Genomic DNA, 16,025 nt, shown 5'->3' with positions numbered 1-16,025 from the left:
GTCCCCTCTTATCGAAGCGGTCACCGTGCGTGCGCGGTGGCCTTCGCGGCCGGGTGGGGTGTGCCCACCAGGGTCGCCGGGTAGAGCGTCTGGGCGAAATTGCGGTCCTGGGCGTCGATGTCCAGGCCGCCGGGGACTGGCTTGCCGTCGCGCATGATCGAGCCCGGCAGCTGGTAGCACATGATCGACAGGGTGTCGGTCGGTGTGGCGATGAGGCTGACGTCCTCGAGCGGAGTCAGCACCTGGGCGCGGGTGGTGTCCGGGCTCCAGCCGTCGGTCGCCTGGAAGTACTTGATCGCCTTCTTGGGGTCGATGCCATCGACGACCTCGCGGCGCAGGTGCTCATGCGGGAAGCCCAGGGTGTGGCCGGTCTCGTGGCGCACGACCCGCTTGTACTCGCTCTCGGGGGTGTCCATGGAGAAGGAGTCCAGGTTCATGGTCGGCTGGTCGGCCGCGATGTGCAGGATGTCGGTGCCCAGATACGACCAGTAGCCGTCGCCGGGGGTGCGGGCGATCCGCACTTCCGCGTCCTTGCCGCGGCTTTCGGAGAACTTGATGTTCGCGCCCGGCGACCACGCGTTCATGTGGCTGACGATGCGCTTCTTGAGGTCGGCGTCGTCGGTGTCGAGGAACCGCACCGCGAGATGCACGCCGCCGCTGCGCCAGTACTTGGTGGTGATGGCGGAGATGAATTCCTTGTTCACCGTCCCCGGCGCGACCAATCCGGTGACCGGGCGCAGGTACGGGCGGTTCGCGGGATTGATCTCCACGGCCGTCTTGGCGGCCGCGAACAGGGTGTCGCCGGGCAGACTGCGCGGCGTGCACACGATGATGGCGTCTCCGGTGGACATGTCTTTCACTCCTGGTGGTGATTCGTTGCGGTGAGGGTGACCTCGGTCCAGAGGTCGCCGTGCACGGCCAGGTGACCGGGTACGGCCTCGGGCGGCTGGTCCGCTCGGACCACCGTGTGATGGTGCTGTTCGAGCGACTCGACCAGCGACTTCTTGGGTATGGTCTTCACCCATCGCTGCACCGGCCCGAACGGGACCATCGCGTACCCCGATGTCTGCCAGTCCTTTTCGACGAATCGGCGAGGAGTGGCGTTGTGCGACCCGTGATGGCCGACCTTGTACAGCGCCAGGTCGGTCAGCAGGTCGACATTGCGGGCGTCGGAGAACACGTACTCCCACGCGCCCTGCTGCGCGTCCCCGGGGAACAGCAGCCGCGTTCCGGACACATCGAGGACGAAGAAGACACTGGTGTTGTTCACGGCGTTCTCCAGAATCGCCGCGGCACGCAGCAATCGATCGTCATCGTGCACCAGATTCTCCAGCGCCAGATCCGCTTTCGCCTCCGGAAGCCGGCCCGGCAGCTGACTGGAGCTGATGTACCGCGCGTGGAACAGCGGCGTGAGCGGCCCGGCGGAGTCGGTGCCGGCGCGGACCAGTGGCCACGACTGCTGGGTGGGCGGATCCATGCGCGCGAGGAACTTGATGTCGCGGGAGGGCCCGAGAATGTGGGCGACCACGCCGACTCGGTCCACGGCGATCCGGTTCTCGGCCTCGGTCCGGCTGGGCAGGAACCGAACCCGGTGCGGGGCGGCGAACCCGCGCTGATTGCGGCCCAGCAGACGATCGGTCGCGGCGGCATTTCCTTGCGCGTTGAGCGCGAACATGCGGGCCTGTTCGACACTGGCGGGCAGGCGGCCGTCGAGTTCGGCGACGCGCCGTTGGCTCAGCGCCAGTAGGCCGTTGGCGGCCTCGGCCTGGCCGCCGCGGATGCGGCGCGCGTCCGCGTCGTCGGGATCCTCGACGAACGGCACCCACACCTCGTCCACCAGCACCTGTTCCCATTCCTCGCAGGCGAATCCGGTGATGTGGTCGGCGTGGTGGTGGGTGGCGACCACGACATCGAGGTGCGGGCGGTGGTCGGGCGCGGCCTCGGTGAGATCGGCGATGATGGCGCGCACCGATTCGCGGATCGGGCGGGCCCGGCCCTGACTGTGCACGCCGCAGTCGACCAGCATCCGCCAGGTGTCGTCGCCGCGACGGACGGTCACCGTGAACGCGTCGCCGAAGCCCACGTTGTACATGCGGACCGAAATCGTTGTCCGGGTGGCCATCTCGCACCTACTCCCCGGTGTCGGAATGGATCGTGGCGAAGCCGAGACGGTGAATCGCGTGCTCGGCCGTGAAGGCGCTCAACGGGTCCGCGGCCTCCAGGGACTCGAACCATCGGGTCATTTCGGCGAGCCGCTGCTTCCCGGCCTCATGGAACTCTCTGGCGTTGTCGTCGGTTGCCACCGCCGGATCACTCAGGGGCAGCGGCTTCGCGATGATGTATTCGACGCCGCCGTCCACCCGGACGACCAGGGCGGTGCCCGCGCGGATCGCCGGCGGCTTGTACTGCTTCGGGTCCTCGAGGTCGGTGCGCCGCTGCAGCAGCTGGATGGCCAGCTCCGGGCGCGGCAGCCGGTCGCCCGCCCGCCGGTAGGAGACGTGGATGCCTTCGCAGCTGATCGGCAGCTTCGGATCGAGTCCGAGTTGCAGGGCGTTCACGCGGGCCCAGGCGGTGATGCCGATGGCGACCTCACGGAAGACCACACTCGCCGTCGGGGGCTCCAGGGCGCGGGGACTGCCATTGCCGTCGGGGACCGGCGGCGTGCGCAATTCACCCGCAGCGCCGCCCGGGTCGAGGTCACGGGAGGCCGACAGAATGACCTTGGACAGATCCACCGCGTGTTTGCCGCGGCTGAGGTTCAGGCCGGTGTCGGGCTGATGCCAGACCAGCGCCTCATCGGTCAGCGAGGCGACGCTGGTCGGCCAGATGCCGCGCCGGCGCAGCGCCTCCACCAGCGTGGCGCGTAGATGCTCGCGGTCCTCGGGGTAGAGGCCGCGGTCGGCGGTGACGATCGCGCGCACCACATCGCCGAAGCGGACATCCACCACCGGCAGGTAGTCGAAGGCGCGCACCACCATTCCGAGGAGGCGGTCCGCGGTCTTGACCGCCTCGTCGGCGATGCGGGACACCAGATCCGGATGCAGGTGGCCGGGCGGCAGCACGCCGGTGCCGCCGGTCGCGATCCGCAGCAGGTCCGCGATGGCGCTCTGATAGGAGTCGAGGTAGGCGTCGAAGACCGCAGCCACGAAGCAGGCGCCCAGCTCGTGCGGGTCCTGCGCGGCCAGAAACTGATTGGGGGTGCGGTCCGGGCTGCGGATCGCCGACCGCAGGGCCGCGCCGCGGCCGGTGGATTCACCGAATTCCCGTGCCAGGTCCAGGAGTCCGCCGCTCTTGCCGAGCTCGCCCGAGGTCTTCGCGATGGCGTCGACGACGACGTCGCGGTGGGTGAAATGCTGGAACAATGCCATCAGATCGGCCACCGCCTCATGCCAGGCGAAGACGTCCCGATGCGTGGATTCGCTGTAGAGACGGCGGATTCGGTGCACGATCGCATGCGTCACCTCGTGGGCGACGATATCGCTCGACAGGCAGGTGAAGATGATCTGACTGGGCAGATTCGCGCCCGGGTTCTCGGCATCGGCCCGGTAGTAGCCGAACAGGACCGCGCGGCGCTTCGGATCGAAATAGGCGTTCTGGCCCTCGAAGGCGTGCGGAACCAGGCGCAGGACCTGCTCGCGGTGCCAGCGGAAACGGCGGCCCATGAAGCGCTCGAAGCGTTCCAGGACGCTCATCGCGACGGCGTAGACGACCTGCTGATGGGCGCGAGGATCGCTCTCGGTCGGGCGAATTCCGTCCTGCGCCAACAGATACGGGTCGTCGAGGTCGATCGGGGCGTACCACTTCTCGCGGCTGGCGTCGTAGTCGACGACCTGCACGAGTCCGCCGTCCGGGCCGGGGCCCTTGAACTTCTCGAACGGGATGTCCAGGGTGAGGAAGCGCCCGGTCAGGCGCGTCGACATGGGGTCGAAGGCGAAGGTCCGCAGTCGGCGGCGTGCGGGCGGGCAGATGCCGCCCATGCTGTAGGCGACTACAGGTGCGGTTTCGTCCATTGCTCGTCCTCCCACCGGACCGCGCGCGGGATTCGCTTGCCGTAGTTCGTATCCGTCTCGCACCGGGTCCGCACGCTCGCGTGCAGCAGGGCATCCGCGGGAATGCGGCGGTGACGGTAGGTGAGCAGTGCCCAGATCCAGCCCATGCGGTGCACTCGGCCGCTCGCATGGTTCTCGGTCAGGGCGCAGACATCGCGGTAGGCCTTGGGCTTCAGGTTCAGTCCGGCCTCGATCGCGCCGTCGGATATCCATTTCAGCGCGATCCCGGCCAAGCGCGGATCGTCCTCGAAGGTGCCGCCGACATCGGAATGGACCCCGGCGAACCAGGCCTCGGTGAGAACGGGCCGCTCGCCCTTCGGAACGACGAGATATTGCTCGTACGGGCGTCGCTTCTCGTCGATGGAAACGGCGTGCCGCACGCGTTCGACATTCGGGATCTGACGGGTGAAGGGCCAGTGCAGATTCCAGCGGAACAACCCGGCCGCCTTCACCGTGTCCCAGACCCCCAGATATTCGATGGGAATCGAGAATTCGCCCTCGGGGGTCTTCGAACAGAAGGAGCGGGCATAGCGGCGCAGTTCGGGCCAATCCGTCGTCTTGCGGGTATAGGCGCTGACGACGTATTGGACGAGATTCTCGCTGCCGGGCCGCAGCAGCCCGGGCTCGTGCAACAGCCCGGCCAGGGCCCGCGCGGTGTAGGCGCCGCGGCTGAAACCGAAGACGAACACCCGGTCGCCCGGACGCCAGTGTTCGATCAGATAGGTATAGGCCTCAGCGAGATTCGAGCGCAGACCGCTGCCCACGGCCAGGCCGAGCATGCGCGATACCCAGCGCGCGGGCGGCGACCACGCGCCCCGGGCGCTGAAGGTGCCGACGCCCGGATCGTAGAACGCGATCTGCCGGGTGGAATCGCTCAGATCGAGCATCTCGAACAAACGGACGACATTCGTGCTGCCGGTGGCCCGGAGTTGATTGCCTGTCCCGTCGAGACAGATGACGATGTTCTTCGCCGCCGATTCTGTAAACACCTATCGAGTGTCGCGCCGAAGAATCGCCAGGTATCGAGTAGTGGCGTACTCGAATTTAGATAAACGGAGGGGTCAACTACTGAATTCGGGTACCCCAGGTGAGTGCTCTACTATCGCCGGCGCCCGCACGGGCGCGGAACCGACTGCTTGGCGGGGCCGGCAAGGTGAAGGGCCTCCTGCACGCCTTCGCCGAGGGCGGCAAGTTCTCCACCAAGGCACTGAAAGGCGCCCGCAAGGAGAACCTCGACTTGTCCACGCCCCACGAGGTTTTCACCATGGGCCTCGACGACCTCGCCGCCGCCGGCCTCGACCACGCCCAGCCCGTCGGCTGGCGCTACCTGGTCACCGACGGCACCCAGATCATCGCCAGCGCCGAAACCGCCCCCGACGGCACCCAGGAAGTCTCCCAGTTCACCGAGGGCCCCTTCGCCCTCGGCACCGACAACAAGGCCCAAACCCTCCGCGAACTGCCCCAGCTGGAGAAGAAGGGCTACGAACTCCGCCTCCTCCGCATCCCCGCCCTCTACGTGACGGCTCTCTGGCTCCACTCACCGACCGACGACCTCCTCGTCCCGCTGGAACCCTCGCCCATCGGCAAGGAAGGCAAACCCGTCCCCACCGCCGACTTCCTCGCCGAACTCTCCGACCTCGCCCGCAACACCACCACCCCACCCGCCTGACCCCCGCCCCGGCCGAGAAAGCCGCTGCACCGCAGCGGCTTTCCTCCGGGCTGTGACCCGTTCCGCGTGGATCCGCCTCCCTCCGCGGTGACCCACAGACGGCGGTCGACCTTGAACCGGTTGTACCGACCCGGTTCGACTCCGACCGCAACCGGAGTCGCCGCGGGCCCAGCAGGTCACGACGACTTCGTCATTGCGCATCTCGCCGGTGATCGTCCGCGGTTCGGCGCGGCGGTCGAGGCCCGCCGGCGATGCCGACGTGGTCGAGTTCGGCCAGGACGGCCGTCACTACTTCGGGGAAGGCGGCCGCGACCGGATCGGACAGGCCGACGCCGAGGTCGAGACGCTCGGCCTCGACGGCGACGACCACGAGTTCGTGCGGAACCCGACCGAGCAGACGGCCGAGCGGCACGGCATCAGGTATGCCGATGGCGTGAGAGCTGGCCGCGTGGGTGAGCCCATGCGCGGAGTCGAGGGTGGTTCGCCAGACGCGGCCGGGCGTCGATGGCTGACAGAGCACGGCATCGACCACCACCGCGAGTTCGGCCCCGGCCCACAGGTCCAGCAGCCCGGTCGGATCACTATCACACAGGGCGACCGAAACCCCTGGCAGACAGAGCTTCTCGAGGTACCGGGCGACCGCCGGGCCGATGCCGTCGTCGCGCCGATACTCGTTGCCGACGCCGATCACGACCGCTCGCGGCCCGCTCATCGGCGCACCACGTCGAGTTCGAGGAAATGGGCCGCGCACGAGATGCACGGATCGTAGTTGCGGATCGTGCGTTCACACAGGTGCGTCAGCGCGGCATCGTCGAGGTCGAGATGCTCGCCCACCACCCGGCACAGGTTGTCCTCGATGGCGGTCTGATTCTGCGATGTCGGCGGCACGATGACAGCGGATCGGATGATTCCCCGCTCGTCGACCTCGTACCGGTGATAGAGCAACCCCCTCGGCGCCTCACTGACACCGTGGCCGACGCCGGCGCGCGGTGCGCACGGCACTGCCGCGCGGTCGGACGGCCGGTAATCCCCGATGATTCGCAGGGCCTCGTCGATCGCATAGACCACCTCGACGGCGCGAACCAGGATGCTGCGGAACGGATTCCGACATTGCTCGCCGAGGCCGACGGACGCGGCTACCTCGCGGGCCAGTGGTGAGAGCTGCCGGGAGTTGAGGCTGTAGCGGGCCAGCGGACCGGTCAGATACCGCTCGCCGTCGAGCCTGGCGTGCAGCGCCGTCGAGTGCGGAACCTGCTCTTCGACCACGTGCGCGCCGAACTCCGCTGCGGGGAAGGCCGAGCCCGTGCTGGTGCACACCATCCCGTCCTCGATGGCATACCGCCCCGGCGCGGTGGCGGCCATCAGCTCATGGTCGAGCTCCATGTCGGGGAAGTCGAATCCGGCGGCGAAACGCGCGGTCTCGATCGCGTAATCCAGTGCGCGGCGCAGCTGTTCGGCGACCGCGTCCAGATCGGCGCGGCTCGGCAGCGAGTAGAAGCCGCCGACGCGGACATTGACCGGATGGATCGGGCGCCCGCCGATGAGCTCCAGCAGACTGTTGCCGGCCTTCTTCAACGCCAGGCCGTGCTCGACCAGTTCCCGGTGATGGGTGGCCAGCGCGAGCGCGTCGGGGTAGCCGAGAAAGTCCGGCAAGTGCAGCAGGTGAATATGCAGGGCGTGGCTGGCGATCCATTCGCCGCAGTACAAAAGCCGCCGCAGCTCGGCCAGCGCCGCGTCCAGCTCGATGCCGCAGAGTTGTTCGAGCGCGTTGCAGGCGCTGGTCTGATACGCGACCGGGCAGATGCCGCAGATGCGGGCGGTGATGTCGGGCGGCTCGGTGTAGGCCCGTCCGCACAGGAACGCTTCGAAGAACCGCGGCGGCTCGTAGATGTTCAGCTCGGCGCGCTCAACTCGGCCATTCTCGATGACCACACGCAGGGCGCCTTCGCCCTCGACCCGGGCCAGCGAGCTGACCCGCAATTGCCTACTGCGATGGCTCATCGCGCGTCCTCTCCGCGAAGGGCGGCGCGCCCACGGCGAACGTACTGAAGACCCTGTCGATATCGTCGGTATCCATGCCGTTGACGCGCAGAATCGGCAGCAGCGCACCGATATTGGGCCGCGCCATCGGACCGAAACACCCGTAGCAGCCGCGATGGTAGGCCGGGCACAACGCCCCGCAGCCGGCCTGAGTGACCGGCCCCAAGCACGGGATGCCATCGGAAACCGTCACGCAGGTGGTGCCGCGGCGCTTGCACTCGGTGCATACGCTGGTGTCCGGCAGATCGGGCTCGCGGCCGGCCAGCAACGCACACAACGTGCCGAGCAGCTGACGGCGGTCGATCGGACAGCCGCGCAGCTCATAGTCCACCGGCACGTGCGCTGCGATGGGCGTCGCGGTCGCGAGTGTCGAAATATATTGGGGGCTGGCGTAAACCACTGACGCGAACTCAGCGACGTCGGCGAAGTTGCGCAACGCCTGGATGCCGCCGTGGCAGGCGCAAGCCCCGATCGTCACCAGGATCCGCGACTGCGCGCGAATCTCGATGATCCGCCGCTGTTCATCCGGCGTGGTCACCGAGCCCTCTACCAGTGACACATCGTAGGGTCCGCCCTCGACCACGCTCGACGCCTCGGTGAAATGCGCGATGTGGACCCGGCCCGCGAGGGTGAGCAACTCGTCCTCGCAGTCCAGCAGGGAGAGCTGGCAGCCGTCGCACGAAGTGAACTTCCACACCGCGAGCGTCGGGGCGGCCATCACAGCTCCCGCACCGAGATCAGCGGTTCGGCGACCGCGTAGTCCACCACCGGCCCGTCCCGGCACACCAGCAGCGGACCGAGCTGGCAGTGCCCGCAGCGGGCGACACCACACTGCATGTTTCGTTCCAGCGCTACCCGGATATCGGTCGGCGCAACACCCTTGCGCAGCAGCGTCTGCGCGCAGAACCGCATCATCGGTTCCGGTCCGCACAGGAACGCGGTGGTACGCGCCGGATCGACGATCAGCCTGCCCAGCGGTTCGGTGACGAAGCCGATTCGCCCGGTCCAGCCGGGGGACGGATGGTCCACGATCTGATGAACCTCGATCTCGCCACCGGTCTGCCAGCCATGCTGATCTTCCCGGAAGAGGATGTCGGCGGGCGTGCGGGCGCCGGTGATCAGCGTGACGCTGCGGTACTCGGTGCGCCGCGCCAACGCCTCCAGCACCACGGGACGCAGCGGAGCCAGGCCGACCCCACCGCCGACGATGATCAAGTCACGGTCGACGGCCGAATCGAGATCCCAGCCCGTCCCGAAGGGACCGCGCGCCCCGATGACCGCACCGATCGGCGCGTCGTGCAGGGCGGCGCTCACCGCGCCGACCACGCGGATGGTGTGCTCGAGCAGATCGCCCGCAGCACAGGGATCGCCGCTGACCGAGATAGCGATCTCGCCGACACCGAAGCGGTAGAGCATCATGAACTGCCCGGCCCGGAATCGTTGTGCCGCACCGTCGATCGGGGTGAGTAACAGGGTCACGGTGTCCGCGGTCTGCGGGACGCGGCCGGTCACCCGGTAACGGAGCATGGTGTCCGGGTCGGTGGGCACGCGAACGGGCAGCGCACTGGTCACTGTTGGCCCCCGTACGGGCCGAGTCGCGCCGGCGCGACGAAGCAGGTCTCACCGGGATTGCGGTAGAGGTCCAGCAATCGGGCGCGGGTGGCCTGTAGGCGTTCCGCCAGGACCTCGAACAGCAGTAGCGTCAGCGCGTGCCCGAATCTCGGGTCGGCGTCGGCGAATTCGGATAACCGTGCCGAGTCGAATTCGATCGCCTGCACCGGTTCGGTCGTGATCGCGCCGAAATGCCACCGGTATGGCGGCACGGCCCACGACCAGCCCAGCAAATCGCCGGGGCCGAGTGTCTGCACCACGACATCGCCGCGTCCGGGCACGGCCGCGTCCAGCACCACGCGCCCGGAGCAGATCATCCAGCAGCGGTCGGCCCGTTGCCCTTCCACGATCAGCCGCCGGCCGGGCGGATAGCGGACGTCGTGTCCGGCGCGAGCCAGCGTGTCGAGGTGCGCGCGGTCCAGCGCGGCCAGCGGCGCGAAGGCCGACAGTTCCTCAGCGGTGGTCATCCGCTGCTCCCTCGTCGAGTTCAGCGAGTCGGGCGACCTCGACGGTCAGGTCGATGCCCGCCGGGCACCAGGCGATGCAGCGCCCGCAGCCCACGCAGCCGGAACTGCCGAACTGGTCGTACCAGGTGCCCAATTTGTGGCTGAGCCATTGCCGGTAGCGACTCTCACCCGACTGTCTGACGCTGCCGCCGTGCAGATAGGAGAAGTCCAGTTCGAAGCAGGAGGCCCAGCGCTCCCAGCGTTCGGCGTGCTCGCCGGTGAGATCGGTGACGTCCTCGGTGCTGGTGCAGAAGCAGGTCGGGCACACCATGGTGCAGTTGCCGCAGGTCAAGCAGCGGCTTGCGACGTCCTCCCACTGTGGGGACTCGCGGGAACGGCGAATCACCTCGCGCACGTCGACATCCGGCATGCTGCGGCCCATCCGCCCGGCCGCGGCCGAGACCTCGGCGCGCGCGGCCGACATCTCGGCGTCCGAGGCCGGTTCGGTGACCAGTTCGGCCAATATCCGCGCGCCCGCGTCGCTGCCCGGCTCGGCGAGGAACCGATGGCCGGTCGCGCCGAGTCGTTCGGTGAGCGCGATGTCGTAGCCGGCGCCCACACCCGGCCCGGTGCCCATCGAAGAGCAGAAGCACACCCCGCCGGGCTCGGTACAGTTCACGCCGATCAGGAACAGCTCACGCCGCCTGGCCGCGAAGGCCGAATCCGGATACGCGTCCTCGCCGAGCACCCGGCCGAGGACGGCGATCGCGGCCATATCGCAGCCACGTACACCGAGGAAGGCGGTCGGCACCGGAATCTCCTGTGCCGCACGCGCATTCAGGTCGGCATCGAACTCTGCCACCCGGCGGCGCGGCGGGTGCAAAAACTGCTTCCACGATCCGGGCCCGGCCGAATGGGCGAAGACCGCGGCGTCCTCACGCCGATGCAGCCGGTACCGGCCCGGCTCGGTGTGCACGCCCCAGCCCGCGGGCAGCCCGGCGCCCGAGTCGAGTTCGTCCAGGACGATGGCGCCGTCGCGGACTTGCGGGCCGATCACCCGATAGCCGTGTGCACGCAGCACGACGATCAGCTGGTCCAGACCCGCCCGGTCGAATGTCACGGTCTCGCCGACGGTCATCAGCAGCCTCCGTTCGGTCACGAGGTCGGTGCTCGATCACGACGTCGGTTCCGAGTCTGGTCGGGGCGGATCCGCCGGGGGAGCGCCGAAGGTCCCGTCCCGGGCAGCCGGAAGGCACCAATCGGTGCCGCGTCCCTCAGCACACCGTGGCCGCGAAAGCCGGCCTACACCGGCTAGCGCATTGGGTACGCGCACAGTCGGCGGCCGGATGGGTGACCGAGAGGACGACGTCATGGCGGGAATCGATGAGCGCCCACAATGTTCGCCGTCCACAGGTCTGAAACCCGAACGCGACCACGCGCGTACCGGTTCCTGCCCTTCCTCAGTAGAGGCTGTGCGCTATCACCAGGCCATGTTCGCGTAGCTCGCGAGCATTTCCTCGCTCTCGCGCGAGAGCTTCCAGGTACCGCCGACGTTCTTCCAGGTCACCGAGAACGGGAAGGCATAGGATCCCAACCGGCTGTTCAGCGTGGCGGACAGGACGTCACCGTCGACCGAGATCGGCCCCGACACGTCCCAGCTGTACCCCGGAATCCGCTGAATCACCTGACGCACGTTGACGATCTGGCTCGCGTCGCCGGACTCCAGCTCGGCGGACGACCCGTTCAGCGCCGCCTGCAGCTTGCCCTGCAGCTCACCCGCGGACGGCGTGGCCGGCGCGGCCACGGCGGCCGGCGCGGTCGCGACGACGGCGACGGCCGGCGCCAACAAGCTGGCGGACAGCATCGAGGCCACGACGAACTTGCGAATCATGAGCAGATCTCCTTCAGGTCAGGTTAGGCTAACCATAGACTATGGCGGAGGGGTCATGTCCACTCCTTCGTCGGAGAACGATATGTCCGAACGGGATTCGCCAGCTCGTTGCGTGTCAGCCCAGCAGGACCCGCGTCCGCGGGGTGGCCGGTTCTCCGGGAGGCGGAGGCGGGTGGCAGCCACGGTGTGGCGAGTCGTGGCGAGGGTGTACACCATTGGCGTTCGTGCGCGGTGCGTTCGGTGACTTCCAGGAATCTGGCGACAGGCTCGGTGGGCTGCTCGTCGCGCCAGGCGATACTCCACGGGTAGTAGGGCTGGATCTCCAGTGGCCGGTGGACCGGAAGTCCGGCTGCCGCGTATTTCGCTGCATAACTGTCGAATTCGAGAATGTAGCCGGGTGTGGTCTCGCGCTGTAGTGCGGCCAGGCAGTGACCGAAGGTGCCGGGATTTCCCAGCCAGCGCAGCGGGAGGCGGGTGTCGCGCGTGCGGATCTGGTTGCGAACTCGGCCCCGCCTACCGAGCCGAGCGTGAGGCGCGCTGGGAGGCGTTCAAGGCCGGTCGCTAGCCGTCCTGACGGTCAGTGCGCGCCTAACGGGTCGCTCGGATGGGCTGACAGCGGTGTGGTCGTCACAACCATCCAGTCGTACAAGGGAAGTGACCGAAAGGTGGTGCTGAGGGCCGGTTCATCGGCGGCGGCCCACAGTCCCAGGGTTCGCTGCCGGCCGGGCTCGGTCCGGAGCTTCCACAGCCGACGGAGGATGCCCTGGTCCGCGAGCTCACGAGCGTGGCCGGCCTCGCGCGTCTCCCGGTCCGAGATCGCATCGGTGGTGGCTCCCACCGGCGTCGTGATCGTCATTGTGGCGAGGAATTCGTTCAAGGGAGATGTCGAGGTCCGGTTGCCGGGGTCGTTGGGATGGTCCGCCAAGGGCGTCACCGTATCGGTGCGCCAGATCCGCAGCGGCATCGACGCGAGGTCGCGCTCGAGCCGGTCCGCGTCCGCGGCGGAGAACAGTCCGAGTGTGCGCCACTGGCCGGGAGCGAGCGGCGGCCGCCACAATCTCAGCAGGTGGCCTGCCGCGGCGAGTTCGCGCGCGCATTTCGCCTCGAGTCCGCGGATGTCGTCGACCGCATCCGGTGACGTGCCGGACGGAACGTGTGTCGTCATGTCGACCAGGAACTCCATAGGACCCCCTCCTCGCGCTAGACCGCTCGGGTGACACACGCACCGACCCCCCACGGTTCCGGGCACGAACGTCCCGGTCGTACGCTCGGCGCCCGGGGCGCAGCGGTCCCACCCCATCAGCGTGTTCGACTGAAGCTGTTGCCCGTGTTGGCATATAGGTGAGGTCTCCGGTATTCGGATCAGCGACGAAGCAAAATCTGAACAGCCGGAGACCTCGTGACCAGCGTAGCGGTGGCGAGGCGAGCGGACCTGACCGATGCCCGCCGAAAAGGACTTTGGTCGGACGGAATCCCGGGACGATCGATCGCATCCCCGGGTCCACCAACCATGGCCCGGAGGGCATGACTCGGCCGACAATAGGCCTTGGGGCACGTGGTTCGACGGCATGGAGGTGACCGATGGGTGCCATCGAGGCGCACGGGCTGACCAAGCGATACGGGGCGACACCGGCGCTGGACGGGCTCGATCTCGACATCGCCGCCGGCGAGGTGTACGGATTCCTGGGTCCCAACGGGGCCGGCAAGACCACCACCATCCGGCTGTTGTTGGGCCTGCACCGCCCCACCGCGGGAGACGTCCGGGTCGCCGGGCACGACGCCTGGTCCGATCCGGTTGCCGTGCATCGACAGTGTGCGTATATCGCGTCCGAGCCCACGCTGTGGCCGGGGCTCACCGGCGCGGAAACCCTGGACTATCTGGCGAATCTGCGCGGTGGCTGCGATGTGGCCTATCGGGACCGGCTGGTGCGGCGATTCGACTTCGACGACAGCAAGAAGGTTCGCGCACTGTCCAAGGGAAACCGGCAGAAGGTACAACTGATCGCGGCATTCGCCACCCGCAGCGCCCTGCTGATCCTGGACGAGCCCACCGCTGGGCTGGATCCGCTGATGGAAGCCGCTTTTCGCGACACCGTCGCCGAGGCGCGCGAACGCGGGCAGACGGTCTTTCTGTCCTCGCACGTGCTCAGCGAAGTGGAGGCGCTGTGCGATCGGATCGGAATCCTGCGCTCAGGCAAGCTCATCGACGAAGGCACCCTCGAACAGCTCCGGCATCTGTCCGCGCGGACGGTGGAGGTGAACTTCAGCGGGCCCGTCGACCTGAGCCCGCTCCGACAGCTGGACAGCGTCGGTATCACGGACTCCACCGATCACCATGTGGCCCTGCAGGTGCGCGGCGAGATGGGGCCGCTGCTGTCGGTGCTCGACCGGATGCCGGTCACCACACTCGACAGCCGGGAGCCCAGTCTGGAGGAGATCTTCCTCGTCCACTACCACAGCGGGCCGACGTCATGAGCGGCGGCGACATCCGCGCGTTCTGGATGATGACGCGTTTCCGGTTGCGCGCCAACAGGATGTCACTACTGCCGATGACCTTGCTCATGGCTGTGTTCGCGACCGTGCAGCTGCAGGCATACCAGTCGGTGTTCCCGAATGCGGCCACCCGCGCCGCGGCGCTCGCACCGTTGGTAGACAACGGCGCACTGCGCGCCCTCTACGGCTACCCGTACGACATCGCCGACCCGACCGGATGGGTGGCGTGGCGGTCCATGACCAGCATCGGCATCATCATGGCGGTGTGGGCGGTCATCATCACCACCGGTGCGCTGCGCGGTGAAGAGGATGCGGGCCGCGGCGAATTGGCGCTGGCCGCGCCGCAACCCCGGAACCGCTGGTTCGCCGCCGCGCTCACCGCAACCACGCTGGAAACGCTCACCATCGGCGTGGTGGCGATGGTGTCGCTGGCAGTCGTCGGCGTCCCCCAGCATCTGCTGGCCGTCTCGAACAGTCTGGAACTGGGCCTGCAGCTGATGCTGCCGGCGCTGCTGTTCACGGCGGTCGCTGCAGTAACCAGTCAGCTGGTGAACACGGTGCGCGCGGCACGACTGATCGCAATCGGAATTCTGGTGACCGCGTTCATCATTCGCGTGCCCGCTGATACCGGCAACGGGGTCGGGTGGCTGCGTTGGGTGACACCGCTGGGGTGGATCGAGGAACTCGCACCGCCCGCCACGCCCAGTGTGCCCGCACTCGCCCTGTCGCTGGGGGCGACGGTCCTGCTGGTACTGGCCGCACTGCCGATGCTGGCGGCCCGCGACGTCGGCCTCGGCATACTGTCCGCCCGCGACAGCCGCCCGCCCCGGCGGCTCCTGCTGGGGACGTCATGGCAGGCGGCCCTGCGCGACGAGGCGCCGCAACTGGCTATCTGGGCGCTGGCGGTAGCGTTCTACATGGGTCTGCTGGGCGCCCTGATCAAGACGGTCTTCGAACTCATGCAGCGCACACCGATGCTCGGCCGGATGTTCGGCGAACGCTTCGCGGTCGACGGCTTCGTGGCCGCCGCCTTCTCCATGACCCAGTTGATCGTCGCCCTGCTGGTGGTGACGCTGCTGGTGGCGGCCCGTGGCGAGGAATCCACCGGCCGGCTCGAACTCGTGCTCGCCATGCCCTGCTCGCGAACCGGCTGGCTCGGCGGCCGAATCCTGCTGGCGGCCACGGTCGCGCTGGCGGCGGCCACACTCGCGGCCGTGTCGATCTGGGTCGGCGCGGCGATCACCGGTGAGCGGGTCCGCGTGAACGGCCTGGCCGCAGCCGCTGCCAACACCATCCCCCTGATCGTGATCACCACCGGATTCACAGCGGCCATCCTCGCGCTCTGGCCCCGCGCTGTCGCCTTCACCTATGGCGTAGTCGCCGCCATGTATCTCTGGGACGCCCTGGGCACCGCCCTGAAGGCCCCCGAATGGTCGCTGAAGATAAGCCCCTTCCACGCCGTGCCCCGAGTCCCCCTGCAACAGTTCACCATCACTCCCGCCGCAGTCCTCACTCTCTCGGGCCTCGCCCTGATCACCCTGTCGCTGTGGGCATTCCGCCGCCGCGACCTGGTCACGGGCTGACGGCCCGCACACGAACAGCCACACCTGCTCATGTGCGGTTCGGATGTTCGGTGACCGAGCCACCGATCCGCCGCAGATACCCGGCGAGATCGGTCCCCGGCGGCGGCGCAGACGCCGCGTGGCGGAGAATCGTGGAGGGTCGATACGGCTTCAGACACAAAGACATGACCAGGCTGAACCGCCATCCGCGAACGGGATGCTCGACACCCTGTCATGGAATGACGAAAGCCGTTGCTATGCAAC

Annotated in this window: 15 protein-coding genes; 3 read left to right on the top strand and 12 right to left on the bottom strand. The window is 68.1% G+C overall.

From position 1 onward, the window contains the following. Positions 1-20: 20 nt before the first annotated feature. Genes ACFV4K_RS28385 through ACFV4K_RS28370 form a run of 4 tightly spaced genes read right to left on the bottom strand, consistent with a single transcriptional unit; the run spans position 21 to position 5,038 of the window. Positions 21-851, bottom strand: coding sequence for a M12 family metallopeptidase (locus tag ACFV4K_RS28385; RefSeq protein ID WP_379279026.1), 831 nt, complete (start codon positions 849-851; stop codon positions 21-23). A gap of 5 nt (positions 852-856) precedes the next feature. After that, positions 857-2,122, bottom strand: a complete 1,266-nt coding sequence (locus ACFV4K_RS28380) for a hypothetical protein (RefSeq protein ID WP_379279024.1) — start codon at positions 2,120-2,122, stop codon at positions 857-859. Positions 2,123-2,129: 7 nt separating this feature from the next. After that, complete coding sequence (locus tag ACFV4K_RS28375; protein ID WP_379279022.1) at positions 2,130-4,010, bottom strand: hypothetical protein; 1,881 nt, start codon at positions 4,008-4,010, stop codon at positions 2,130-2,132. Continuing rightward, on the bottom strand, positions 3,989-5,038 hold the full coding sequence (locus ACFV4K_RS28370; protein WP_379279020.1) for a DUF2235 domain-containing protein: 1,050 nt from the start codon (positions 5,036-5,038) through the stop codon (positions 3,989-3,991). Before ACFV4K_RS28370 ends, ACFV4K_RS28375 begins: the two co-directional genes overlap by 22 nt. A gap of 164 nt (positions 5,039-5,202) precedes the next feature. Between ACFV4K_RS28370 and ACFV4K_RS28365 the strand changes: the two genes are divergently transcribed. After that, entirely contained in the window at positions 5,203-5,718 is a 516-nt protein-coding gene (locus tag ACFV4K_RS28365) for a hypothetical protein (protein WP_379279019.1), read from the top strand. A 190-nt stretch (positions 5,719-5,908) separates the two neighbouring features. Here ACFV4K_RS28365 and ACFV4K_RS28360 read toward each other — a convergent pair whose 3' ends face one another. From ACFV4K_RS28360 to ACFV4K_RS28325, 8 genes are all read right to left on the bottom strand, one after another. Further along, on the bottom strand, positions 5,909-6,430 hold the full coding sequence (locus ACFV4K_RS28360) for a hydrogenase maturation protease (protein WP_379279017.1): 522 nt from the start codon (positions 6,428-6,430) through the stop codon (positions 5,909-5,911). Then, positions 6,427-7,719, bottom strand: a complete 1,293-nt coding sequence (locus ACFV4K_RS28355) for a Ni/Fe hydrogenase subunit alpha (RefSeq protein ID WP_379279015.1) — start codon at positions 7,717-7,719, stop codon at positions 6,427-6,429. Before ACFV4K_RS28355 ends, ACFV4K_RS28360 begins: the two co-directional genes overlap by 4 nt. Next, positions 7,703-8,476: an oxidoreductase gene (locus ACFV4K_RS28350; RefSeq protein ID WP_379279013.1), complete on the bottom strand. Its 774-nt coding sequence runs from the start codon at positions 8,474-8,476 to the stop codon at positions 7,703-7,705. The genes ACFV4K_RS28355 and ACFV4K_RS28350 overlap by 17 nt, the downstream gene beginning before the upstream one ends. Next, on the bottom strand, positions 8,476-9,285 hold the full coding sequence (locus ACFV4K_RS28345; protein ID WP_379279028.1) for an FAD/NAD(P)-binding protein: 810 nt from the start codon (positions 9,283-9,285) through the stop codon (positions 8,476-8,478). Before ACFV4K_RS28345 ends, ACFV4K_RS28350 begins: the two co-directional genes overlap by 1 nt. Before the next feature lie 41 nt (positions 9,286-9,326). Next, positions 9,327-9,836: a Crp/Fnr family transcriptional regulator gene (locus tag ACFV4K_RS28340; protein ID WP_379279011.1), complete on the bottom strand. Its 510-nt coding sequence runs from the start codon at positions 9,834-9,836 to the stop codon at positions 9,327-9,329. Next, the gene (locus ACFV4K_RS28335; RefSeq protein WP_379279027.1) at positions 9,823-10,953 is read right to left on the bottom strand and encodes a 4Fe-4S dicluster domain-containing protein; all 1,131 of its coding nucleotides are present in this window, start codon (positions 10,951-10,953) and stop codon (positions 9,823-9,825) included. The genes ACFV4K_RS28340 and ACFV4K_RS28335 overlap by 14 nt, the downstream gene beginning before the upstream one ends. Before the next feature lie 342 nt (positions 10,954-11,295). Further along, positions 11,296-11,706, bottom strand: a complete 411-nt coding sequence (locus tag ACFV4K_RS28330) for a hypothetical protein (RefSeq protein WP_379279009.1) — start codon at positions 11,704-11,706, stop codon at positions 11,296-11,298. Between the two features lie 577 nt (positions 11,707-12,283). Further along, positions 12,284-12,889, bottom strand: a complete 606-nt coding sequence (locus tag ACFV4K_RS28325; RefSeq protein ID WP_379279007.1) for a muconolactone Delta-isomerase family protein — start codon at positions 12,887-12,889, stop codon at positions 12,284-12,286. A gap of 398 nt (positions 12,890-13,287) precedes the next feature. Here ACFV4K_RS28325 and ACFV4K_RS28320 point away from each other — a divergent pair, with 398 nt between their 5' ends. Beyond that, positions 13,288-14,181, top strand: coding sequence for an ATP-binding cassette domain-containing protein (locus ACFV4K_RS28320; RefSeq protein ID WP_379279006.1), 894 nt, complete (start codon positions 13,288-13,290; stop codon positions 14,179-14,181). A gap of 86 nt (positions 14,182-14,267) precedes the next feature. Next, on the top strand, positions 14,268-15,782 hold the full coding sequence (locus tag ACFV4K_RS28315) for a hypothetical protein (protein WP_379279004.1): 1,515 nt from the start codon (positions 14,268-14,270) through the stop codon (positions 15,780-15,782). The last annotated feature ends 243 nt before the right edge of the window (positions 15,783-16,025 follow it).

The organism is Nocardia sp. NPDC059764 (assembly GCF_042732555.1).
Lineage (GTDB): Bacteria > Actinomycetota > Actinomycetes > Mycobacteriales > Mycobacteriaceae > Nocardia.
This window is presented reverse-complemented; position numbering and strand designations above follow the sequence as displayed.

Excerpts from the sequence above, each read along its gene's own strand:
- ACFV4K_RS28340 (WP_379279011.1), bottom strand. The coding sequence starts at position 9,836 with ATGACCACCGCTGAGGAACTGTCGGCCTTCGCGCCGCTGGCCGCGCTG.
- ACFV4K_RS28345 (WP_379279028.1), bottom strand. The coding sequence starts at position 9,285 with ATGCTCCGTTACCGGGTGACCGGCCGCGTCCCGCAGACCGCGGACACC.
- ACFV4K_RS28330 (WP_379279009.1), bottom strand. The coding sequence starts at position 11,706 with ATGATTCGCAAGTTCGTCGTGGCCTCGATGCTGTCCGCCAGCTTGTTG.
- ACFV4K_RS28375 (WP_379279022.1), bottom strand. The coding sequence starts at position 4,010 with ATGGACGAAACCGCACCTGTAGTCGCCTACAGCATGGGCGGCATCTGC.
- ACFV4K_RS28355 (WP_379279015.1), bottom strand. The coding sequence starts at position 7,719 with ATGAGCCATCGCAGTAGGCAATTGCGGGTCAGCTCGCTGGCCCGGGTC.
- ACFV4K_RS28325 (WP_379279007.1), bottom strand. The coding sequence starts at position 12,889 with ATGGAGTTCCTGGTCGACATGACGACACACGTTCCGTCCGGCACGTCA.
- ACFV4K_RS28380 (WP_379279024.1), bottom strand. The coding sequence starts at position 2,122 with ATGGCCACCCGGACAACGATTTCGGTCCGCATGTACAACGTGGGCTTC.
- ACFV4K_RS28385 (WP_379279026.1), bottom strand. The coding sequence starts at position 851 with ATGTCCACCGGAGACGCCATCATCGTGTGCACGCCGCGCAGTCTGCCC.
- ACFV4K_RS28315 (WP_379279004.1), top strand. The coding sequence starts at position 14,268 with ATGGCTGTGTTCGCGACCGTGCAGCTGCAGGCATACCAGTCGGTGTTC.
- ACFV4K_RS28335 (WP_379279027.1), bottom strand. The coding sequence starts at position 10,953 with ATGACCGTCGGCGAGACCGTGACATTCGACCGGGCGGGTCTGGACCAG.
- ACFV4K_RS28360 (WP_379279017.1), bottom strand. The coding sequence starts at position 6,430 with ATGAGCGGGCCGCGAGCGGTCGTGATCGGCGTCGGCAACGAGTATCGG.
- ACFV4K_RS28320 (WP_379279006.1), top strand. The coding sequence starts at position 13,288 with ATGGGTGCCATCGAGGCGCACGGGCTGACCAAGCGATACGGGGCGACA.
- ACFV4K_RS28350 (WP_379279013.1), bottom strand. The coding sequence starts at position 8,476 with ATGGCCGCCCCGACGCTCGCGGTGTGGAAGTTCACTTCGTGCGACGGC.